Here is a 21,422-nt window from a genome sequence, read left to right on the forward strand (position 1 = left end):
TTGCGCGGGTGGCATTCGCCTTGCTGAAAGGGCAAAGCGAATATCAGTCAAAGGTCAGTTGAGGGTTTCCCCTCAACCATAGAATCTCCCACAGTGGATTTTGTGGTGGGGTTGACGCTTAGGCGGCTTGCTGAAACTGCTGCCGATACTGATTCGGCGACAACTCGGTGTGCTGGCGGAACAGCCGCGCAAAGAAGCTCGCATCGTCATAGCCGACTTCATAGCTGATGGTCTTGATGCTCTTGCGGCTGCCCGACAGCAAACCCTTGGCGGTTTCGATGCGCAGGCGTTGCAGGTAATGCAGGGGCTTGTCGCCGGTGGCGGTCTGGAAGCGCCGCATGAAGTTGCGGATGCTCATGCCGTGTTCGCGGGCGACGTCTTCGAAGCGGAATTTGTCGGCGAAGTGTTCTTCGAGCCAGTGCTGGATCTGCAGGATGATCACGTCCTGGTGCAATTTCTGTCCGCCGAAGCCGATGCGTCCTGGCGAATAGCTGCGCTGCACTTCGTAGAGAATGTCCCGGGCCACGGCCTGGGAGACGTTGGCGCCGCAGAAACGTTCGATCAGGTAGATGTAGAGGTCGCATGCCGAGGTGGTGCCGCCTGCGCAATACAGGTTGTCGGCGTCCGTCAGGTGCTTGTCCTGATTGAGATAAACCTGTGGGAAACGCTCGGCGAAGGCATTGAAGAAGCGCCAATAGGTGGTCGCCTCCTTGCCGTTGAGCAGGCCGGCCTCGGCAAGCCAGAACACCCCGGTGGCCTCACCGCAAAGCACGGCGCCGCGAGCGTGTTGCTGACGCAACCAGGGCAGGACCTGTGGATAACGTTGGCAAAGGGTATCGAAATCGTCCCAGAAGGCCGGGAGGATAATGACGTCGGCATTTTCCAGGCCGCCGTCCACCGGCATGATCACATCGCTGAAGCTGTTCACCGGTTTGCCGTCGGGGCTGACCAGCCGGGTTTCGAACGCCGGTGTCAGGCCCTGGCCCAGTTGTTTGCCGTATCGCAGGCTGGCCAGATGAAAGAAATCCTTGGCTTGCATGAGGGTGGAAGCGAAAACCCGGTCGATAGCCAGGATGCTGACGCGCCGCAAGGGCGTGGAGACTTGGTTAGACATAATTCAACTTTATTCTTATAGGGGAAAGTGGTCACCAGACGGCTGGATCGTCTTATTTTTTGTCTGATGTGTCCAGTGTCCTGTATCGGATGCGGGGCTTAGTCTCTGAAGGTCAACTTCTTCCAACAATTAATGACAGGTGCCGCATGATCCCCAGAACCTTGTTCAGTTCCGAGCACGAATTGTTTCGCGACAGCGTACGAACGTTCCTCGAAAAAGAGGCCGTGCCGTTCCACGGGCAATGGGAAAAACAAGGCTACATCGACCGTAAACTCTGGAACAAGGCGGGGGAGGCGGGGATGCTTTGCTCGCACCTGCCGGAGGAATACGGTGGGCTGGGGGCGGACTTTCTCTACAGCACGGTGGTGATCGAAGAGGTCGGTCGTCTCGGCCTGACTGGCATCGGTTTTTCTCTGCATTCGGACATTGTGGCGCCGTACATCCTGCATTACGGCAGTGAAGCGCTGAAGCACAAATACCTGCCGAAACTGGTGTCCGGCGAAATGGTTACCGCGATTGCCATGACCGAACCGGGCGCCGGTTCCGACTTGCAAGGGGTGAAAACCACCGCCGTGCTGGATGGCGACGAGTACGTGATCAACGGCTCCAAGACCTTTATAACCAATGGCTTTCTGGCCGACTTGGTGATTGTCGTGGCCAAGACCGATCCGAAGGCTGGCGCGAAGGGCACCAGTCTGTTTCTGGTCGAGGCCAACACCCCGGGCTTCGACAAGGGCAAGCGCCTGGAAAAGGTCGGCATGAAGGCTCAGGACACGTCGGAGTTGTTCTTCCAGGACGTGCGGGTCCCCAAGGAGAATCTGTTGGGGCAGGCGGGCATGGGCTTCGCTTACCTGATGCAGGAGTTGCCGCAGGAGCGCCTCACCGTCGCCATTGGCGGGCTGGCGTCGGCCGAAGCTGCGTTGAAATGGACGCTCGATTACACCCGTGAACGCAAGGCGTTCGGCAAGGCGATTGCCGATTTCCAGAACACACGCTTCAAGCTGGCGGAGATGGCGACTGAAATCCAGATCGGCCGGGTCTTCGTTGATCGCTGCCTGGAGCTGCACCTGCAAGGCAAGCTGGATGTGCCGACCGCCGCGATGGCCAAGTATTGGGGGACTGACCTGCAATGCAAGGTGCTCGACGAATGCGTGCAGTTGCATGGCGGTTACGGATTCATGTGGGAATACCCGATCGCCCGAGCGTGGGCCGATGCGCGGGTGCAACGGATTTATGCGGGGACCAATGAAATCATGAAGGAGATTATTGCGCGGTCGCTTTGATTTTGCGGTGACTGTCAGGCCCTCATCGCGATCAGACTCACTCCTACAGGGATTGTGCAAAACCTGTGGGAGCGAGCTTTTCGCGATGGGGACTATGAGTCGATCAAGGCGCCGGGTTCGGGTGATCCTTGTGAATCGCCTCAATCCCCGCCAGCACTTCATCGGAAAGTTTCAGCTCGAAACTGGCGATGTTGCTCTCCAGTTGCTCCAGGGTTGTGGCGCCGATGATGTTGCTGGTCACAAACGGCTGCTGATTGACAAACGCCAACGCCATTTGCGCCGGGTCCAGGCCGTGTTCCCGGGCCAGTGCGACATAACGGCTGCACGCTGCTTCCGATTGCGGGTTGAAATAGCGGCTGAAGCGGCTGTAGAGGCTCAGGCGGCCTTTTGGTGGACGTGCGCCACCTTCGTACTTGCCCGACAGGAAACCGAACGCCAGCGGCGAATAGGCGAGCAGGCCGCACTGTTCGCGGATGGCGATTTCCGCCAGGCCGACTTCGAAGCTGCGGTTGAGCAGGTTGTACGGGTTCTGGATAGACACCGCGCGCGGCCAGCCACGGGCTTCGGCCAGGGCGAGGAAGCGCATGGTGCCCCATGGCGTTTCGTTGGACAGGCCGATGTGGCGGATCTTGCCGGCCTTGACCTGCTCGTCCAGCGCTTCGAGGGTGTCCTCCAGCGGCGTGAGGTTGGCTTCGGTCTGGTGTTTGTAACCGAGCTGGCCGAAGAAGTTGGTGCTGCGTTCCGGCCAGTGCAGCTGATAGAGGTCGATGTAGTCGGTTTGCAGGCGCTTGAGGCTGGCATCCACGGCTTCAGTGATGTGCTGGCGGTTGTGTCGCAGGTTTTTATCGCGGATGTAATCGATGGTGTTGCCGGGGCCGGCGATTTTGCTGGCGAGGATCCAGTCGGAGCGATCACCGCGACTTTTGAAGTAATTGCCGATGTAGCGTTCGGTAGTGGCGTAGGTTTCGGCCTTCGGCGGCACCGGGTACATTTCGGCCGTGTCGATGAAATTGATCCCGGCGTTCTTGGCCCGTTCGATCTGGGCGAAGGCTTCAGCTTCAGTGTTTTGCTCGCCCCAGGTCATGGTTCCGAGGCAGATGGCACTCACGTTCAGATTGGTTCGGCCTAGCTGGCGATAGTCCATCGGGTGCTCCTTGGGCAAAACAATCATAAAAGCAGGTTGAATTATTTTTCGCAATCTGCATAATTGCGCACCTCTTTCTGCAGTGGAAGTGATGCGCCGCCGCCGAAGAATCTTGCCGTTGAACGGACGCGCCGACCCGAGCCCCCGAAAGCGTCTGTATCCGGCTGCCTTTGACTTGTCAAAGTACGCACTATTCAGTAAGATCCGCCGTCTAATTTACAGGGCGGCCCCTGAGGCTATAAAGAATGAAAACTTTTACTGCTAAACCGGAAACAGTACAGCGCGACTGGTTTGTCGTCGACGCTGCAGGTCAGACCCTGGGTCGTCTGGCCACCGAAATCGCGAGCCGTCTGCGTGGCAAGCATAAAGCTGAGTACACTCCTCACGTTGACACCGGCGATTACATCGTCGTTATCAATGCCGAGCAGATTCGTGTAACCGGTGCTAAAACCACCGACAAGATCTACTACTCCCACTCCGGTTTCCCGGGCGGCATCAAGTCGATCAACTTTGAAAAGCTGATCGCCAAAGCCCCTGAGCGCGTGATCGAGACCGCGGTCAAAGGCATGCTGCCTAAGAACCCGCTGGGTCGCGACATGTATCGTAAGCTGAAAGTCTATGCGGGCGCTGTACACCCTCATACTGCTCAGCAGCCCCAAGAACTGAAGTTTTAACGGAATAGTTCATTATGTCGGCGACTCAAAATTACGGCACTGGCCGTCGCAAGACCGCAACCGCACGCGTTTTCCTGCGTCCGGGTACTGGTAACATCTCGATCAACAACCGCTCCCTGGATAATTTCTTCGGTCGCGAAACTGCCCGCATGGTAGTTCGTCAGCCGCTGGAATTGACCGAGACAGTTGAAAAGTTCGACATCTACGTCACCGTTATCGGTGGCGGTGTAAGTGGTCAAGCTGGCGCAATCCGCCACGGTATCACTCGCGCTCTGATGCAGTACGACGAAACCCTGCGTGGCGCTCTGCGCAAAGCTGGCTTCGTTACTCGCGATGCTCGTGAAGTTGAACGTAAGAAAGTTGGTCTGCGTAAAGCGCGTAAGCGTCCGCAGTACTCGAAGCGTTAATTCGCTTTCGCGTTCAAAAAGAACGCCCAGTTTCCTCGCGAAGCTGGGCGTTTTTTTATGGGCGCGATTTATCAAAGAATTGCGCTGTGACAACTTGCCACAGCCGTAGAAGCCCTATACTGCAAGGCTTGGCAGTGAAGCCCCTCGGTAATTACCTTGTCAGAATTGGGGCTTTTCATTACCATTCGGCAAAATTTTTATAAGTTCAGATTTTTACTTAGTAGACGCCTGATTTAACAGGCCACAAAGCTGATGGGAGAGGACTGAATGAGCAATGACGGCGTGAATGCAGGCCGGCGTCGCTTCTTGGTAGCAGCCACATCCGTGGTGGGTGCTGCAGGAGCGGTGGGGGCTGCGGTCCCGTTCGTGGGGTCATGGTTTCCCAGTGCCAAGGCGAAAGCCGCAGGTGCACCGGTGAAAGTGAATGTCAGCAAAATCGAACCAGGTCAGCAGATGATTGCTGAGTGGCGCGGTCAGCCGGTGTTCATTGTCCGCCGTACCGAGGAAATCCTGGGGAATCTGAAAAAGATCGAGGGCCAGCTGTCTGACCCGACCTCCAAGAACTCGACACAACCGACCTATGTCGACCCGGAAACGCGTTCGATCAAGCCAGAAGTTCTGCTGCTGATCGGTATCTGCACGCACCTGGGTTGCTCGCCGACCTTCCGTCCAGAAGTGGCACCTGCGGATCTGGGCAAGGACTGGGTGGGTGGTTATTTCTGCCCTTGCCACGGTTCCCACTACGATCTGGCTGGCCGCGTCTACAAGTCGCAACCTGCGCCTTTGAACCTGCCAGTTCCCCCGCATTCCTATGAGACCGATGACATCATTGTCATTGGCGTCGATACGGAGAAAGCGTGATGAGCAAGTTCATGGATTGGGTTGATGCACGCTTTCCCGCGACCAAAATGTGGGAAGACCACCTCAGCAAGTACTACGCCCCGAAGAACTTCAACTTCTTCTATTTCTTTGGCTCCCTGGCGCTGCTCGTTCTGGTCAACCAGATCGTTACCGGTGTCTGGTTGACCATGAGCTACACGCCATCGGCGGAAGAAGCGTTTGCTTCCGTTGAATACATCATGCGCGACGTCGAGTACGGCTCGATCCTGCGTATGTTGCATGCCGTCGGCGCTTCGATGTTCTTTATCGTGGTTTATCTGCACATGTTCCGTGGCTTGCTCTACGGTTCGTACCAGAAGCCGCGTGAGTTGGTGTGGGTCTTCGGCATGCTGATTTACCTGGCGCTGATGGCTGAGGCCTTCATGGGTTACCTGCTGCCGTGGGGCCAGATGTCCTACTGGGGCGCCCAGGTGATCATCTCGCTGTTCGGTGCGATCCCGGTCATCGGCAACGACCTGACCCAGTGGATCCGTGGTGACTACCTGATTTCCGGTATTACCCTGAACCGCTTCTTCGCCCTGCACGTTGTTGCCCTGCCGATCGTGATTCTCGGTCTGGTGGTGCTGCACGTCCTGGCGCTGCACGAAGTCGGTTCGAACAACCCGGACGGTGTGGACATCAAGAAACACAAAGACGAAAACGGCGTACCGCTGGACGGCATTGCCTTCCACCCGTACTACACCGTGAAAGATATCGTCGGCGTGGTGGTGTTCCTGTTTATCTTCTGCTCGATCGTGTTCTTCTTCCCGGAAATGGGCGGTTACTTCCTCGAGAAGCCGAACTTTGAAGTGGCGAACGCCTTCAAGACCCCTGAGCACATCGCTCCGGTCTGGTACTTCACACCGTTCTACGCGATTCTGCGGGCGGTTCCGGACAAGCTCCTGGGCGTTATCGCCATGGGCGCGGCCATCGCTGTGCTGTTCGTCCTGCCGTGGCTGGATCGCAGCCCCGTCAAGTCGATGCGCTACAAAGGCTGGCTGAGCAAAATCTGGCTGGTGGTGTTCTGCGTCTCGTTCGTGATCCTCGGCATTCTGGGTGTTCTGGCTCCGACGCCGGGTCGTACGCTGCTGTCGCAGGTATGCACCTTCCTGTACTTCGCCTACTTCATTCTGATGCCGTTCTACACCAGGCTCGAGAAGACCAAACCGGTTCCGGAAAGGGTGACTGGCTGATGAAAAAGCTATTTGCTGTACTGATTCTTGCTGCCATGCCTGTGTTGTCCTTCGCGTCGACGGCCGGTGCTCCTGAACTGGAAAAGGTCGATATCGACGTTTCTGACAAAGCGGCCATGCAGGACGGCGCACGTACGTTCGCCAACTATTGCATGGGTTGTCACAGCGCCAAGTTCCAGCGCTACGAGCGTGTTGCCGATGATCTGGGCATCCCGCATGACCTGATGCTCTCGAAGCTGGTGTTCACTGGCGCCAAGATTGGCGACCACATGAGCATCGGCATGCAGCCGGCTGACGCCAAGACCTGGTTTGGCGCCGCACCGCCTGACCTGACTCTGGTAGCGCGTGTTCGTGGTACGGACTGGCTTTATGGTTACCTGAAGTCCTTCTACGAAGATCCGTCGCGTCCTTGGGGTGTGAACAACAAGGTTTTCCCGAACGTGGGTATGCCTAACGTCCTGGTTGGCCTGCAAGGTCGTCAGGTTGTCGGTTGCAAGCAGGTTCCGATCGTCGAAGACGGCAAGAAGCAATATGATCCGCTGACCGGTAACGCGCTGACACATGAAGCGTGCGATCAGCTGACCATCGTGCCGAAGAGCGGTGCTCTGACCGAACAGCAGTTCGATGAGAAGGTCAAGAATCTGGTAACCTTCCTCGCTTACTCGGCTAACCCGGTTAAGCTGGAGCATCAGCGCATCGGTACCTATGTGTTGCTGTACCTGGCGTTCTTCTTCGTATTCGCTTACTTGCTCAAGCGTGAATACTGGAAAGACGTCCATTGATAAAGCTGTAAGCAATTGCTGTTAATCGCACGCGCCCAGGGGCGTCTCTGAAGGTGTAACGAGTCTGGCAAGCCAGACGTTACGGGAGGCGTCCTCTGGGCGCGTGCGTTTTTCCGCTTCCGATAATTTCAACAAGCGAGGAGGACCGCCATGGGCGTGACCAATCGGTTGGCCTGTTACTCCGACCCCGCCGACCACTATTCCCACCGAGTGCGCATCGTACTTGCAGAGAAGGGTGTCAGCGCAGAGATCATTTACGTGGAAGCTGGTCGCCAGCCGCCTAAACTGATTGAAGTGAACCCTTACGGAAGTCTGCCCACCCTGGTCGATCGTGACCTGGCGTTGTGGGAGTCGACCGTGGTGATGGAATATCTGGATGAGCGTTACCCGCACCCGCCCTTGCTGCCGGTTTATCCTGTGGCGCGTGCCAACAGCCGTCTGCTGATCCATCGTATTCAGCGTGACTGGTGTGGTCTGGTGGATCTGATCCTGGATTCGCGGACCAAGGAAGCCGCCCGCGTCGTGGCTCGTAAAGAGTTGCGTGAAAGCCTGACTGGCGTGTCGCCGTTGTTTGCCGACAAGCCGTTTTTCCTCAGCGAGGAACAAAGTCTGGTGGATTGCTGCCTATTGCCAATACTCTGGCGTTTGCCGATTCTGGGTATTGAACTGCCGCGGCCTGCCAAGCCGTTGCTTGATTACATGGAGCGCTCGTTTGCGCGTGAGGCTTTCCAGGCGAGTCTGTCTGGTGTCGAACGCGATATGCGCTAAGGCTTAAGGAGCCGCTATGAACTCCAGTCGACCTTATCTGGTCCGCGCGCTCTATGAGTGGATTGTGGACAACGATTGCACCCCGCACATGCTGGTCAATTCCGAGTATCCATCGGTGCAGGTGCCTCAGGGTTTTGCCAGTGACGGACAGATTGTCCTGAATGTATCACCGGCTGCCGTGCGTCATCTGCACATGGACAACGAGGCGGTCAGCTTCGAAGGGCGCTTCGGTGGCGTGCCGCACACTCTGTACGTGCCTATCGCATCGATCCTGGGCATTTACGCCCGGGAGAATGGCCAGGGTATGGTGTTCGATCTGGAATCGCCTATGGAAGACGTGGAAGATATCGAGCCGGATGATGACATTCCGCCGCCCGACAGCGAACCACCGCGTCCCAGCGGTCGACCCAGTTTGAAAGTGGTGAAATAAAAAAAGGGTGATCCGCAAGGATCACCCTTTTTTACTTCATGTAGGCGCCAGGCTTGCCGGCGAAGGCGTCTTTAAGAGCACCATCGCCGATAAGCCATATCAGTCAATGTACTCAAACAACTTCACAATCTTCTGCACGCCAGAAACGCTTTGCACCAGATTGGTAGCCTGCGCCGCTTCCTGCTTGGTCAGCAGGCCCAGCAGATAAACGATGCCGTTCTCGGTGACGACCTTGATGCGCGAACCCGGGATGTTCGGGTCGGTGAGCATCTGGGTTTTGATCTTGGAGGTCAGCCAGGTGTCGTTCTGACGGGCAAGGAAACCGGAGGGCGGCAGGACCTGCAGTTCGTTATGCACCTTCTTCACGCGCTGGACCGCGGCGGCAGCCTGTTCGGCCTTGGCCTTGAGCTCGGCAGTCGGTGTTTGCCCGGCGAGCAGCACGACGCCGTTGAAGCTGGTGACGACGATGTGCGAATCGTTGTCCAGGGCGGGATCGGCCTTGGCGACGTTCACGCCGACCTTGGTGTCGATCAGGGAGTCATCGATCTTGCTGCCGAAGGTGCGCGTACCGCGGTCATCTTCAATGGGTGCTTCACGGCTGGCTTTAACCACCGAAGTGCAGCCGCTGATGCCGAGGCACAGGGTCAAGGCCAGAAGGCCTAGGCGATTAGGGGTCATTCTTCACTCCCGAACAGTTGGCTGTCGATCAAATCGCAAAGGCAATGGATCGCCAGCAGGTGGACTTCCTGAATACGTGCGGTGACGTTGGCCGGTACGCGAATCTCGACGTCCTCGGGTAATAGCAACGACGCCATGCCGCCGCCATCGCGACCAGTCAATGCTACGACAATCATTTCGCGATCATGTGCGGCCTGGATCGCTTGAATAATGTTCGCCGAGTTACCGCTGGTGGAAATCGCCAGCAATACGTCACCCGGTTGGCCCAGCGCGCGGATCTGTTTGGAGAAAATTTCGTTGTAGCTGTAGTCATTGGCGATCGAGGTGATCGTCGAGCTGTCGGTGGTCAGCGCAATGGCGGGCAGGCTCGGACGTTCGCGCTCGAAGCGGTTGAGCAGCTCGGACGAAAAGTGCTGGGCATCACCGGCGGAGCCGCCGTTGCCGCAGGAAAGCATTTTGCCCTCATTGAGCAGGGCGTTGACCATTACCTGGCTGGCTTGCTCGATGTGCGGTGCAAGTACGTCCATCGCCATTTGCTTGGTGTCGATACTGGCCTGAAAAAGCTGGCGAATTCGGGATTGCATGTCCATCTGTGTGACCTTAATTAGCGCGGCTACTCGGCACATGAATGTGCAGCCCGCAAAGCAAAGAGCAAAAGTGTTGGGTAAAGGTGTGCGCTTCGGGGCGCAGGCGATCAGCTATCGAAGGCATTCTGCAACCAGTTCAACTGATCGAGGTTGCTGTCGATGGCAACCACGTCGAAGCGGCAGGGGGAATTGGCCCAACGCGACTCGCGCTGAAGAAAATACTGCGCGGCGAAAATCAGTTTCTGCCGTTTGCGCCCATCGATGCTGTCGAGCGCTCCACCCCACTGGGTGTTTTTTCTATAGCGGACTTCAACGAATACTACTGTATCGCCATCAAGCATGACCAGATCAAGCTCGCCGCGTTTACACAACCAGTTCTGCGCCAGCAGGCGCAGACCTTGCTGTTGAAGATGCTCGAGCGCATGGCGCTCGGCATCTTTACCGCTTTGCTGGCGTGACCTGTCAGGCATCAGCGTGAGGTATCCGGCAGGCGTTGAACCTGACCGCTGACGAACTGTGCCCAAGGCAACTGGCGCACCACGCGCTGGTTTTGAGTCATGCCCAGGCTGCCCGACTGACCTTCAATACGGCTGTCCGGCAGTGCCTTGAGTTGCCCCAGTCGCGGTGCCAGGCGATAGGCGTCAACGCCCATTGCGTAGAGGCGGCCGAGGCTGCCGGCGGCTTGCGGCCATTGTGCGGTGACCTGTTTGCGCAGCGGATCATTGGCGTCCAGCAACCATGGGGTTTCGCAGAAGCGGATGCCGTTCATGTCGTTGTACTGGTTCACGTCGCCGCTGGCACTGAACACGTGGGAGGTGGCGTAAACCGGCACATCGCCCGCGTACTGGAAGTTCAAGGTCGGTTTGATCTGCTGGGCCTGTTGCGGAGTCGCAGCCAGGAAGATGAACTCGATGTCCTGACGGCGCGAAGGCTGGGCTGCTATCTGCGAGCCGACGGTGCTTTGCAGGCTCTTGGCGCGACCTTCGCTCTGGCGCAGCTGGAACATGTCGGCAATCTGCTGGGCCAGTTGAACCGGTTGGTCAACGCGCTCGGTCGCGACAATGCTGCCGCCGTTGGCTTGCCAGTCCTGGCTGAATGCGCGCAACACGCGATCGCCCCATTCGCCTTTCGGCACCATGATGGCGGCGCGATGCAGGCCGTCGGCGCGAGCACGACGAGACACTTCACGGGCTTCGTCTTCAGCGGCCAGACCAAACTGGAACAGCTGGGCCGGACCTTGTTCACCTTCGCTGTAGTTCAGCGCCAGGGTGGTGATCGGCAGTTGCGGGCGAGCACTAAGCTGTTTGACCAGTGGTTTTTCCAGCGGACCGACCACCAGTTGCACGCCATCGGCCTGGGCCTTGCGATAGAACTCGTCCATCGAAGTCAGTTTCGAGCTGTCATAGAACTCAATGGCAGGCGGCTTCTGCCCGGCTTGTTGAGCCTGGTAGTGAGCAGCCATGAAGCCTTCGCGCAGTGCTTTGCCGACCGACGCCAGCGGGCCGTCTTGCGGCAGCAGCAGGGCGATCTTGCTCAGGGGCTGGCTGGCCAGTTCCTTGAGCTTGGTCAGTGGCAGAGGCAACTGAATGGCAGCCGGGTGCTTAGGGTTCTGGGCGCGCCAGTTGTCAATCGCGGCTTGCTGCTGTTCCAGGGTTCCGGCGGTTTTCACCGCCAGTGCCAGGCCCATCCAGCCGCCGAGGTCATCATTGGTGGTGGGCTGCAGTTGATCGGTTGGCAGCGAGGCGATCAGGGTCCAGATCGCTTCGTGGTTTTTGGCGGCGGCTTCACCTTCGAGCATGGGTGCGATGAAAATGCGCTCCCGTGCGGCGGCCAGCGTCTGTCCGTCGGCCTCAAGGGCGCGAGCATGGACAGTGCCGGTGCGAACCTGTTGCTCGACCGGCAATTCGCTCAGGCGTTGCAGGCTCGGATGGCTCAAGGCAGTCAACGCTGCCTTGGGCTGATTGCGCGCCATGGCCAGTTCAGCCGCCAGGGTGCTGGCGAAGACCTGTTGGCCTGGCTTGAGTTGTTCCACCGGAACCTGTTGCAGGATTTGCGCGGACTGGCCGGCATTGCCCTGACGATAGGCCAGGTCGGCCGCGCTCAGGCGCAGCAACGCAGCTTTTTCCGGGTCCTTGCTTTGAGCGGCCTGTTCGAGCAGCTGCTCGATACTGGCGTCAGGGGTCCGTGGAAGTTCGCCAAGGCTGGAGGAGGGCGAGCTGGCGCAAGCCGCCAGCAAGGCAGCGAGGCAGAGGGCAGTGAACAGCCGCAGGCAAGCGATCATGTAGTGTTCCTGATACTCGATCAAATTAGCGTGGAATTGTACCCAAGCACTGGCCGGGGCGCGATGTTACTGGCGTGAATCGATCAATTTAGCTCGTACAAATGTTGCAGCGCTGCACAAACGCCTGAAAAACCCGAGGAGGGCGGGGCGATCGCAAGCGCCGCTACGCGCTACAATGTCGCCTTTTACCGATCATGAGGTGTGCGCTTTGACTGCTCCAGGTGCTTTGAATTCCGCTGCTGGCTCGCTTTATGTGGTGGCGACGCCCATCGGCAACCTGGACGACATCAGTGCACGTGCGCTGAAGATCCTGCGCGACGTCGCGTTGATTGCCGCCGAAGACACCCGTCACTCACAGCGCCTGATGCAGCATTTCGGCATTCCCACGCCGCTGGCCGCGTGCCATGAGCACAACGAGCGCGACGAGGGTAGCCGCTTTATCACGCGATTGCTGGCGGGGGATGATGTGGCGCTGATCTCCGATGCTGGCACGCCGCTGATTTCCGATCCGGGTTATCACCTGGTGCGTCAGGCTCGTGCCGCCGGGATCAATGTGGTGCCGGTTCCGGGTGCCTGTGCATTGATCGCGGCATTGTCGGCGGCGGGGCTGCCGTCGGACCGTTTCATTTTCGAAGGCTTCCTGCCGGCCAAGGCCGTTGGTCGTCGTGCTCGTCTTGAACTGGTCAAGGAAGAGCCGCGCACACTGATTTTTTATGAGGCGCCGCATCGCATCCTTGAGTGCCTGCAAGACATGGAGCTGGTGTTCGGTCCTGAACGTCCGGCGTTGTTGGCCCGTGAAATCACCAAAACCTTCGAAACCCTCAAAGGCCTGCCGCTGGCCGAGCTGCGTGAGTTCGTCGAGTCGGACAGCAATCAGCAGCGTGGTGAGTGTGTGGTGTTGGTGGCAGGCTGGTCTGTGCCCGAGACCGAGGACGCGGTCAGCAGTGAGGCCATGCGCATCCTCAATCTGTTGCTTGAAGAGATGCCGCTCAAACGTGCTGCGGCATTGGCGGCGCAAATTACCGGTGAGCGCAAGAATGTGCTCTATCAGGTGGCGCTGGATAAACAGAAGGGCGAGTAAAAACCCGACGCGCAGGAGCAGCCGAAGGCGTTTAGCGCTTGTTCTTCGGCCGCTCTGCCGTTAACCTTCGCGGCGGAGAGTCGATTGGACAGTCGCTGCCCTCTATGAAAATTAGGGGGGGGAGGAAAGTCCGGGCTCCATAGGGCGAAGTGCCAGGTAATGCCTGGGAGGCGTGAGCCTACGGAAAGTGCCACAGAAAATAACCGCCTAAGCGCTTCGGCGCCGGTAAGGGTGAAAAGGTGCGGTAAGAGCGCACCGCACGTCTGGCAACAGTTCGTGGCTAGGTAAACCCCACTTGGAGCAAGACCAAATAGGGTCCCAAGGCGTGGCCCGCGCTGGGACCGGGTAGGTTGCTAAAGATGTCCAGTGATGGCCATCGTAGACGAATGACTGTTCAAGACAGAACCCGGCTTACAGATCGACTCTCCACCTTTTTCTCCTCCCTGCTTTAATCATTTAAGCAGGGCGCTGGTAGTAGCATTTTCCCTCCTTCCAGAATCGTTGCCAGAACACTTTCGTAATACCGAAAAAATCTTACTCTTAACAAACTACTTTAACTTTCGAACGCAGCCTTCTGTGCTGATTCAAGTTATTGGGCAAATTCAGCCGTCAGATTGTCGTTACCCCTCCGTTTACCCTCCTAAATCTCAGTTCTGTAAGGCTTTTCCTTTAAACCGCGCCTTGACGGTGCGGTGGCCGCATTCCTATAGTGTGCGCAAGTGGCGGAAAGTGGCATGAAGTGGGTTTTTTGAGCGTAAAACGCTAATATTTGGAGAAACGCTGACGTGTTTCGCGGAGCTAACGCTATCAGTCTCGACGCAAAGGGCCGTCTCGCTATGCCGAGCCGGTACCGTGACGAGCTCGTTTCGCGTAGTTCCGGTCAACTGATCGTCACAATTGATGCCGTTGATCCGTGTTTGTGTGTTTACCCCCTCGATGAGTGGGAAATTATCGAAACCAAACTGCGCGCACTGCCTTCGCTTCGCGAAGAGAACCGCCGCCTGCAACGTTTGCTGATTGGTAATGCCGTCGACCTCGAGCTCGATGGCAGTGGTCGTTTTCTGGTTCCGCCGCGTCTTCGTGAATATGCCAGGTTGGATAAGCGCGCGATGTTGGTAGGCCAACTGAACAAGTTCCAATTGTGGGACGAGGATGCCTGGGATGCGGTTTCTGCCGCTGACCTGGCTGCTATTCAACAACCGGGCGCCATGCCTGATGAACTGCGTGATTTGATCCTGTGACTATTGATAGCGGCTTTAACCACATCACCGTACTGCTTGACGAAGCCGTGGAGGCTCTCGCCGTACGTCCTGATGGCTGCTATCTGGACGGTACGTTCGGGCGCGGCGGGCACAGTCGGTTGATCCTCAGCCAGCTCGGCCCCGATGGTCGGGTCCTCGGATTCGACAAAGATCCTCAAGCGATTGCCACCGGGCAAACGCTAGCGGCCGAAGACGGCCGCTTTGTCGTTGTGCAGCGCAGCTTTGCCGAGCTGGGTTCGGAAGTGGCCGAACGTGGCCTGCACGGCAAGGTCAGCGCCGTGTTGCTCGACCTGGGCGTGTCTTCGCCACAGCTCGACGACCCTGAGCGCGGCTTCAGTTTCCTCAATGATGGCCCGCTGGACATGCGCATGGACCCGTCCCGCGGGATCAGCGCTGCCGAATTCGTCAACACCGCACCGGTGGAAGAGATCGCCCGCGTATTCAAGGAATACGGCGAAGAGCGTTTCTCCGGCCGCATGGCCCGTGCCGTAGCCGAGCGTCGCGACATCAAGCCGTTCGAGCGCACGGCCGACCTGGCTGAAGTCCTGAAAGTCGCCAACCCGGCATGGGAAAAGGGCAAGAACCCTGCCACCCGTGCGTTCCAGGGCCTGCGTATCCACGTCAACAACGAACTGGGCGACCTGGAAGCCGGCCTCGAAGCCGCACTGGACTGCCTGGAGATCGGCGGCCGTCTGGTCGTCATCAGCTTCCACTCGCTGGAAGACCGCATCGTCAAACTGTTCATGCGCAAGCTGGTAAAAGGCGAAGCCGACAACCTGCCGCGCAACCTGCCGGTCCGTCACGTCGCGTTCGAACCGATCATCAAAATCCATGGCAAAGCGCAGTCCGCCTCCGAGGCCGAACTCAAAGCCAACCCACGTTCCCGGAGCGCTGTCATGCGCGTCGCGGAGAAGCTGCGGTGAGCAAGCTTTTCGCCAAGCCTCTTCCCGGCGGAAGCTTTTTCATGCTGCTGCTGTTTATTGGCGTGCTCGTGTCGGCCATCGGCGTGTCGTACAGCGCCCACTGGAACCGTCAGTTGCTGAACTCGCTGTACGCCGAGTTGAGCGTGCGCGACAAGGCGCAGGCGGAGTGGGGCCGGTTGATTCTCGAGCAGAGCACCTGGACTGCGCACAGCCGTATCGAAGTGCTGGCCACCGAGCAACTGAAGATGCGCATTCCCGGCGCCGCTGAAGTGCAGATGGTGGCGCCATGATGAAACTCGAAGGCGCACTGTTCCCATGGCGTTTCCGCCTGGTGCTGGGCTTGCTCGGCATCATGGTCGCGGCGATTTGCTGGCGCATCATCGACCTGCAAGTCGTCGACCGTGCCTTCCTTAAAGGTCAGGGCGATGCGCGCAGCGTTCGTCACATTCCGATTCCGGCTCACCGTGGTCTGATCACCGACCGTAACGGCGAGCCTTTGGCCGTGAGTACCCCGGTCACCACTCTGTGGGCGAACGCCAAGGAAATGCAGCTGGCCAAAGATAAATGGCCAGCCTTGGCGGCCGCGCTGGGCCAAGACCCTAAAGCCCTGGCCGAACGTCTCGAAGCCCAGGCCAACAAAGAATTCATCTACCTGGTCCGCGGGCTGACCCCCGAGCAGGGCCAGTCCGTGCTCGACCTGAAAGTGCCGGGTGTCTACGGCATCGAAGAGTTCCGGCGTTTCTACCCGGCCGGTGAAGTCACCGCACACATGGTCGGCTTTACCGACATCGATGACCACGGTCGTGAAGGGGTCGAACTGGCCTACGACGAATGGCTGGCCGGCGTCCCCGGCAAGCGACAGGTCATCAAGGATCGGCGTGGCCGACTTATCAAGGATGTCCAGGTCACCAAAAACGCCAAGGCCGGCAAGCCCTTGGCGTTGTCCATTGACCTGCGTCTGCAATACCTGGCCAACCGCGAGCTGCGTAACGCGATCATCGAGAACGGTGCCAAGGCCGGCAGCCTGGTGATCATGGACGTGAAGACCGGTGAGATCCTCGCCATGGTCAACCAGCCGACCTACAACCCGAACAACCGTCGCAACCTGCAACCGGCGATGATGCGCAACCGCGCCATGATCGACGTGTTCGAGCCGGGTTCGACCATGAAAGCCATTTCCATGAGTGCAGCGATCGAAACCGGGCGCTGGAAACCGAGCGACACCGTCGAGGTGTACCCGGGCACTTTGCAGATTGGTAAATACACCATCAAGGACGTCTCCAGGTCCGAAGGCCCGGTGCTTGACCTGACCGGCATCCTGATCAATTCCAGTAACGTCGGCATGAGTAAGGTCGCGTTCGATATCGGCGGCGAAACCATCTTCCGCCTCGCGCAGAAAGTCGGCCTCGGCCAGGACACCGGTCTCGGCTTCCCGGGCGAACGCGTTGGCAACCTGCCGAACTACCGCGAATGGCGCAAGGCTGAAACCGCCACGCTGTCCTACGGTTACGGTATTTCCGTGACCGCGATCCAGCTGGTTCACGCCTTCTCGGCCCTGGCCAACAACGGTCGTCTCGCACCGCTCACCCTGATCAAAACCGACAAACCAGCGCAAACCACGCAAGTGCTGCCGGAAGCCGTCGCGAAAACCATGCAGACCATGCTGACCCAGGTGATCGAGGCTCCGCGCGGTGTATTCCGTGCGCAGGTGCCGGCGTATCACGTGGCCGGCAAGTCGGGTACTGCGCGCAAGACGTCGGTGGGCACCAAAGGCTACGCCGAGAATTCCTACCGCTCACTGTTCGCCGGCTTCGGCCCGATGAGCGATCCGCGCTATGCAATCGTGGTGGTGATCGATGAACCGACCAAAGCCGGTTACTACGGTGGTCTGGTATCGGCCCCGGTGTTCAGCAAAGTGATGTCCGGGACGCTGCGCCTGATGAACATCACCCCGGACAACCTGCCACCGACGCAAACCGCTAACGCCACACCGGTCGTTCCACTGAAAGCCAATGGAGGGCGCGGCTAATGTCTTTGAGCCTGAACAAGATTTTCGCCCACGCCGGCCGCGATCTGTTGATCCGCGAGCTGACCCTGGACAGCCGTAACGTGCGGGCTGGCGATCTGTTTCTCGCCGTTCCTGGCGGCAAGCTCGACGGGCGCGCGCACATCGCCGATGCCTTGCAACGCGGTGCTGCTGCCGTGGCTTACGAAGTCGAAGGCGCTACCGTTTTGCCGATCACCGACGTGCCGCTGATTCCGGTCAAAGGCCTGGCGGCGCAGCTGTCGGACATCGCCGGTCGCTTTTATGGCGACCCGAGCCGGCACCTGAACCTGGTTGGCGTGACCGGCACCAACGGCAAAACCAGCGTCACGCAATTGGTTGCACAAGCCCTGGATTTGCTCGGCCAGCATTGCGGCATTGTCGGCACCCTGGGTACCGGCTTCTACGGTGCACTGGAAAGTGGCCTGCACACCACGCCGAACCCTATCGCCGTGCAAGCGACCATGGCTGACCTGAAAAAGGCCGGCGCCAAAGCCGTCGCCATGGAAGTGTCTTCCCACGGCCTGGACCAAGGCCGCGTGACCGCGCTGGCATTCGATGTGGCGGTGATGACCAACCTGTCCCGCGATCACCTCGATTACCACGGCACCATGCAAGCCTACGGCGAAGCCAAGGCCAAGCTGTTTGCCTGGAACGATTTGAAGTGCCGGGTGATCAATCTCGACGACGAGTTCGGCCGCCAACTGGCTGCAGACAAACGTGAGTCGCGCCTGATTACCTACAGCCTGGTAGATTCCAGCGCTTACCTGTATTGCCGTGAAGCGCAGTTCGATGACGAAGGCGTGCGCGCCACGCTGGTCACGCCTCAGGGCGAACACCATTTGCGCAGCACCTTGCTCGGTCGTTTCAACCTGAGCAACGTGCTGGCCGCCGTCGGCGCCTTGCTCGGCCTGGACTACGCGCTGGACGAAATCCTCAAGGTGCTACCGAAACTCGAAGGTCCGGCCGGTCGCATGCAGCGCTTGGGCGGCGGCACTCAGCCGCTGGTGGTCGTCGATTACGCCCACACCCCGGACGCGCTGGAAAAAGTCTTGATGGCCCTGCGTCCACACGCCAAAGGCCGTTTGTTGTGCCTGTTTGGCTGTGGCGGCGATCGCGATCGCGGCAAGCGTCCGCTGATGGCCGAAGTGGTCGAACGTCTGGCCGACGGCGTGCTGGTCACCGATGACAACCCTCGCACCGAAGATCCTTCGTTGATTTTCGATGACATCCGCGCCGGTTTCACCGCTGTGGATAAAGTCACCTTTGTCGCTGGCCGTGGGCAGGCGATTGCCCAGTTGATCGCCAGTGCTTCGGCGGATGACGTGATTGTCCTGGCCGGTAAAGGTCACGAGGACTATCAGGAAATCAACGGCGAGCGTCATGCTTTCTCCGATCTGGTCGAGGCCGATCACGCCTTGACCGCATGGGAGGTGGCCCATGCTTAAAGCGTTGAAGCTGAGTGAGCTGACTGGCGCACTGAATGCACGATTGATCGCAGCCGATGCCACGTTCGATGGCGTCAGCATCGACAGCCGCGCGATCAAACCGGGCCAACTGTTTATTGCCCTGGCCGGTCCGCGCTTCGACGGTCATGACTATTTGAACGACGTCGCCAGCAAAGGCGCGGTTGCCGCTCTGGTCGAGCGCGAAGTCGCCGACAGCGCGCTGCCGCAATTGCTGGTCAAGGACACCCGCCAGGCGTTGGGCCAACTGGGCGCGATGAACCGTGCCGCGTTTACCAACCCGGTCGCGGCGATCACCGGTTCCATCGGTAAAACCACGGTCAAGGAAATGCTCGCCAGCATCCTGCGCACGCGCGGTCCGGTCCTGGCGACCCGTGGCAACCTGAACAACGACCTCGGCGTTCCGCTGACCCTGCTCGAACTCGCGCCGGAACATACCTCCGCCGTTATTGAACTCGGTGCTTCGCGTCTCGGCGAAATTGCCTACACCGTCGGCATGACCAAGCCGCACGTGGCCGTGCTCAACAACGCCGGGACCGCCCACGTCGGCGAGTTCGGCGGGCCGGAAAAAATCGTTGAAGCCAAGGGCGAGATCATTGAAGGGCTGGAGGCCGATGGCATCGCTGTGCTCAATCTTGACGACAAGGCGTTCGGCATCTGGAAGGCCCGTGCGGCCAGTCGCAAAGTCCTGACGTTCGCCCTGAACAACCCAAGCGCCGACTTCTATGCCAGCGACCTGGATCGCGATGCGCGCGGTTGCCCGGCCTTCAACCTGCACAGTCCTGAAGGTGTGGAGCGCGTTCAACTGAACCTGCTCGGCACCCATAACGTTACCAATGCCATGGCCGCCGCCGCTGCCGCACACGCCTTGGGCGTGTCGCTGTTCGGCATCGCCACCGGCCTCGGCGCGGTGCAACCGGTCAAGGGCCGCACCGTCGCGCAACTGGCCAGTAATGGCATGCGCGTGATCGATGACACGTACAACGCGAACCCCACCTCCATGTGCGCCGCCGTTGATATACTCGCCGGCTTTTCCGGCCGCACCGTTCTGGTGCTCGGAGATATCGGCGAACTGGGCGATTGGGCAGAGCAGGGGCACCGCGATGTGGGCGAGTACGCCCGCGGCAAGGTTTCCGCGCTTTACGCCGTTGGGCCACTGATGGCTCACGCCGTGAACGCTTTCGGTCCACAGGCCTTTCACTTCAGCACTCAGACTGAGCTGATCAAGGCCCTGGGCGCCGAGCAAGACACAAACACCACCATTTTGATCAAGGGCTCGCGCAGCGCTGCGATGGAAAACATCGTCGCCGCTTTGTGCGGGTCCAGTCCGGAGAAACATTAATGCTGCTGCTGCTAGCGGAGTATCTGCAACAGTTCTACAAAGGCTTCGCGGTCTTTCAGTACCTGACCCTGCGCGGGATCCTCGGTGTGCTGACCGCGCTGGTTTTGTCCCTGTGCTATGGCCCGTGGATGATCCGCACTTTGCAGAACCGTCAGATCGGTCAATCCGTTCGCCACGACGGTCCACAATCGCACTTGTCCAAGTCGGGCACCCCGACGATGGGCGGTGCACTGATCCTGTCGTCCATCGGCGTCAGCACCTTGCTCTGGGCTGACCTGAGCAACCGTTATGTCTGGACCGTGTTGCTGGTGACGTTGCTGTTCGGCGCTATCGGCTGGGTCGACGACTATCGCAAAGTGATCGAGAAAAACTCCAAAGGCCTTCCGAGCCGCTGGAAATACTTCTGGCAGTCGGTGTTCGGCCTGGGCGCGGCGATCTTCCTTTATATGACCGCTGCGACGCCGGTGGAAACGACCCTGATCCTGCCGATGCTCAAGGACTACAGCATTCCGCTGGGCATAGGCTTCGTCGTTCTGACCTATTTCGTGATTGTCGGCTCGAGCAACGCGGTCAACCTGACCGACGGCCTCGACGGTCTGGCGATCATGCCGACGGTGATGGTCGGCGGCGGTCTTGGCATCTTCTGCTACCTGTCCGGTAACGTGAAATTCGCTGAATACCTGCTGATTCCGTATGTGCCGGGCGCCGGTGAGTTGATCGTGTTCTGCGGTGCCTTGATCGGTGCGGGCCTCGGTTTCCTCTGGTTCAACACCTATCCGGCGCAGGTCTTCATGGGCGACGTCGGCGCGCTGGCGCTGGGCGCGGCCCTGGGCACCATCGCGGTGATCGTCCGTCAGGAAATCGTCCTGTTCATCATGGGCGGCGTGTTCGTGATGGAAACCCTGTCCGTGGTTATCCAGGTTGCTTCTTTCAAGCTGACCGGTCGCCGTGTGTTTCGCATGGCACCCATTCACCACCATTTTGAACTCAAGGGCTGGCCCGAGCCGCGTGTGATCGTCCGTTTCTGGATCATCACCGTGATTCTCGTACTGGTCGGCCTTGCCACCCTGAAGCTGAGGTAGAA

General features: G+C 59.0%; 22 protein-coding genes and 1 other RNA gene. 17 read left to right on the forward strand and 6 right to left on the reverse strand.

What is annotated here, in order from left to right:
• Window positions 1-118: 118 nt before the first annotated feature.
• A complete protein-coding gene (locus tag FBY01_RS30500; RefSeq protein WP_169857917.1) occupies window positions 119-1,015 on the reverse strand; it encodes a GlxA family transcriptional regulator in 897 nt (298 codons plus the stop codon).
• 245 nt (window positions 1,016-1,260) lie between these two features.
• Here FBY01_RS30500 and FBY01_RS30505 point away from each other — a divergent pair, with 245 nt between their 5' ends.
• Window positions 1,261-2,397, forward strand: coding sequence for an acyl-CoA dehydrogenase family protein (locus FBY01_RS30505; protein ID WP_010458159.1), 1,137 nt, complete (start codon window positions 1,261-1,263; stop codon window positions 2,395-2,397).
• A 103-nt stretch (window positions 2,398-2,500) separates the two neighbouring features.
• Here the strand turns inward: FBY01_RS30505 and FBY01_RS30510 are convergent, their stop codons facing one another.
• A complete protein-coding gene (locus FBY01_RS30510) occupies window positions 2,501-3,541 on the reverse strand; it encodes an NADP(H)-dependent aldo-keto reductase (RefSeq protein WP_010458157.1) in 1,041 nt (346 codons plus the stop codon).
• A gap of 245 nt (window positions 3,542-3,786) precedes the next feature.
• Between FBY01_RS30510 and rplM the strand changes: the two genes are divergently transcribed.
• The 7 genes from rplM (at window position 3,787) to FBY01_RS30545 (ending at window position 8,674) form a co-directional block, all read left to right on the forward strand.
• Window positions 3,787-4,215 (forward strand): 50S ribosomal protein L13, encoded by a 429-nt coding sequence (gene rplM / locus FBY01_RS30515; protein WP_007905295.1) that lies wholly within the window; start codon window positions 3,787-3,789, stop codon window positions 4,213-4,215.
• A gap of 14 nt (window positions 4,216-4,229) precedes the next feature.
• Window positions 4,230-4,622 carry a 30S ribosomal protein S9 gene (gene rpsI, locus FBY01_RS30520; protein WP_002555064.1) on the forward strand — a complete coding sequence of 131 codons (393 nt, stop codon included), beginning with the start codon at window positions 4,230-4,232 and terminating at the stop codon, window positions 4,620-4,622.
• Between the two features lie 267 nt (window positions 4,623-4,889).
• Window positions 4,890-5,483 (forward strand): ubiquinol-cytochrome c reductase iron-sulfur subunit, encoded by a 594-nt coding sequence (petA, locus tag FBY01_RS30525; RefSeq protein WP_007905300.1) that lies wholly within the window; start codon window positions 4,890-4,892, stop codon window positions 5,481-5,483.
• On the forward strand, window positions 5,483-6,694 hold the full coding sequence (locus FBY01_RS30530; protein ID WP_083375773.1) for a cytochrome bc complex cytochrome b subunit: 1,212 nt from the start codon (window positions 5,483-5,485) through the stop codon (window positions 6,692-6,694). Before petA ends, FBY01_RS30530 begins: the two co-directional genes overlap by 1 nt.
• Complete coding sequence (locus FBY01_RS30535) at window positions 6,694-7,476, forward strand: cytochrome c1 (RefSeq protein WP_010458152.1); 783 nt, start codon at window positions 6,694-6,696, stop codon at window positions 7,474-7,476. Before FBY01_RS30530 ends, FBY01_RS30535 begins: the two co-directional genes overlap by 1 nt.
• 150 nt (window positions 7,477-7,626) lie before the next feature.
• Window positions 7,627-8,244 (forward strand): glutathione S-transferase N-terminal domain-containing protein, encoded by a 618-nt coding sequence (locus FBY01_RS30540; protein ID WP_007905304.1) that lies wholly within the window; start codon window positions 7,627-7,629, stop codon window positions 8,242-8,244.
• 16 nt (window positions 8,245-8,260) lie between these two features.
• Complete coding sequence (locus FBY01_RS30545; protein ID WP_010458147.1) at window positions 8,261-8,674, forward strand: ClpXP protease specificity-enhancing factor; 414 nt, start codon at window positions 8,261-8,263, stop codon at window positions 8,672-8,674.
• Between the two features lie 99 nt (window positions 8,675-8,773).
• Here the strand turns inward: FBY01_RS30545 and FBY01_RS30550 are convergent, their stop codons facing one another.
• The 4 genes from FBY01_RS30550 to FBY01_RS30565 all read right to left on the reverse strand — a co-directional run bounded on the left by FBY01_RS30550 (window position 8,774) and on the right by FBY01_RS30565 (window position 12,220).
• Window positions 8,774-9,352: a BON domain-containing protein gene (locus FBY01_RS30550; RefSeq protein ID WP_010458144.1), complete on the reverse strand. Its 579-nt coding sequence runs from the start codon at window positions 9,350-9,352 to the stop codon at window positions 8,774-8,776.
• Window positions 9,349-9,942, reverse strand: coding sequence for a phosphoheptose isomerase (locus FBY01_RS30555; RefSeq protein ID WP_008025961.1), 594 nt, complete (start codon window positions 9,940-9,942; stop codon window positions 9,349-9,351). The genes FBY01_RS30550 and FBY01_RS30555 overlap by 4 nt, the downstream gene beginning before the upstream one ends.
• A gap of 104 nt (window positions 9,943-10,046) precedes the next feature.
• Window positions 10,047-10,409, reverse strand: a complete 363-nt coding sequence (locus tag FBY01_RS30560) for a YraN family protein (RefSeq protein WP_007904371.1) — start codon at window positions 10,407-10,409, stop codon at window positions 10,047-10,049.
• Complete coding sequence (locus tag FBY01_RS30565) at window positions 10,409-12,220, reverse strand: penicillin-binding protein activator (RefSeq protein WP_077748995.1); 1,812 nt, start codon at window positions 12,218-12,220, stop codon at window positions 10,409-10,411. The genes FBY01_RS30560 and FBY01_RS30565 overlap by 1 nt, the downstream gene beginning before the upstream one ends.
• A 175-nt stretch (window positions 12,221-12,395) precedes the next feature.
• On the opposite strand from FBY01_RS30565, the gene rsmI reads away from it, so the two are divergent.
• From rsmI to mraY, 9 genes are all read left to right on the forward strand, one after another.
• Entirely contained in the window at window positions 12,396-13,301 is a 906-nt protein-coding gene (gene rsmI / locus FBY01_RS30570) for a 16S rRNA (cytidine(1402)-2'-O)-methyltransferase (RefSeq protein WP_167362276.1), read from the forward strand.
• Between the two features lie 76 nt (window positions 13,302-13,377).
• An RNA gene (gene rnpB / locus FBY01_RS30575) (RNase P RNA component class A) lies at window positions 13,378-13,731 on the forward strand.
• 355 nt (window positions 13,732-14,086) lie between these two features.
• Window positions 14,087-14,542, forward strand: coding sequence for a division/cell wall cluster transcriptional repressor MraZ (gene mraZ / locus FBY01_RS30580; protein WP_008025967.1), 456 nt, complete (start codon window positions 14,087-14,089; stop codon window positions 14,540-14,542).
• Entirely contained in the window at window positions 14,539-15,486 is a 948-nt protein-coding gene (rsmH, locus tag FBY01_RS30585) for a 16S rRNA (cytosine(1402)-N(4))-methyltransferase RsmH (protein ID WP_372241914.1), read from the forward strand. The genes mraZ and rsmH overlap by 4 nt, the downstream gene beginning before the upstream one ends.
• A complete protein-coding gene (ftsL, locus tag FBY01_RS30590; protein WP_010458132.1) occupies window positions 15,483-15,776 on the forward strand; it encodes a cell division protein FtsL in 294 nt (97 codons plus the stop codon). The genes rsmH and ftsL overlap by 4 nt, the downstream gene beginning before the upstream one ends.
• Window positions 15,776-17,515 (forward strand): penicillin-binding protein 2, encoded by a 1,740-nt coding sequence (locus tag FBY01_RS30595; RefSeq protein ID WP_178113326.1) that lies wholly within the window; start codon window positions 15,776-15,778, stop codon window positions 17,513-17,515. The genes ftsL and FBY01_RS30595 overlap by 1 nt, the downstream gene beginning before the upstream one ends.
• A complete protein-coding gene (locus FBY01_RS30600; RefSeq protein ID WP_145310947.1) occupies window positions 17,515-18,978 on the forward strand; it encodes a UDP-N-acetylmuramoyl-L-alanyl-D-glutamate--2,6-diaminopimelate ligase in 1,464 nt (487 codons plus the stop codon). Before FBY01_RS30595 ends, FBY01_RS30600 begins: the two co-directional genes overlap by 1 nt.
• Window positions 18,971-20,338 carry a UDP-N-acetylmuramoyl-tripeptide--D-alanyl-D-alanine ligase gene (gene murF / locus FBY01_RS30605; RefSeq protein ID WP_145310944.1) on the forward strand — a complete coding sequence of 456 codons (1,368 nt, stop codon included), beginning with the start codon at window positions 18,971-18,973 and terminating at the stop codon, window positions 20,336-20,338. Before FBY01_RS30600 ends, murF begins: the two co-directional genes overlap by 8 nt.
• On the forward strand, window positions 20,338-21,420 hold the full coding sequence (gene mraY, locus FBY01_RS30610; RefSeq protein ID WP_010458126.1) for a phospho-N-acetylmuramoyl-pentapeptide-transferase: 1,083 nt from the start codon (window positions 20,338-20,340) through the stop codon (window positions 21,418-21,420). The genes murF and mraY overlap by 1 nt, the downstream gene beginning before the upstream one ends.
• Window positions 21,421-21,422 lie beyond the last annotated feature (2 nt).

Origin of the sequence: Pseudomonas sp. SJZ077 (assembly GCF_007993905.1) — a bacterium.
Taxonomy (GTDB): Bacteria; Pseudomonadota; Gammaproteobacteria; order Pseudomonadales; family Pseudomonadaceae; genus Aquipseudomonas; species Aquipseudomonas mandelii.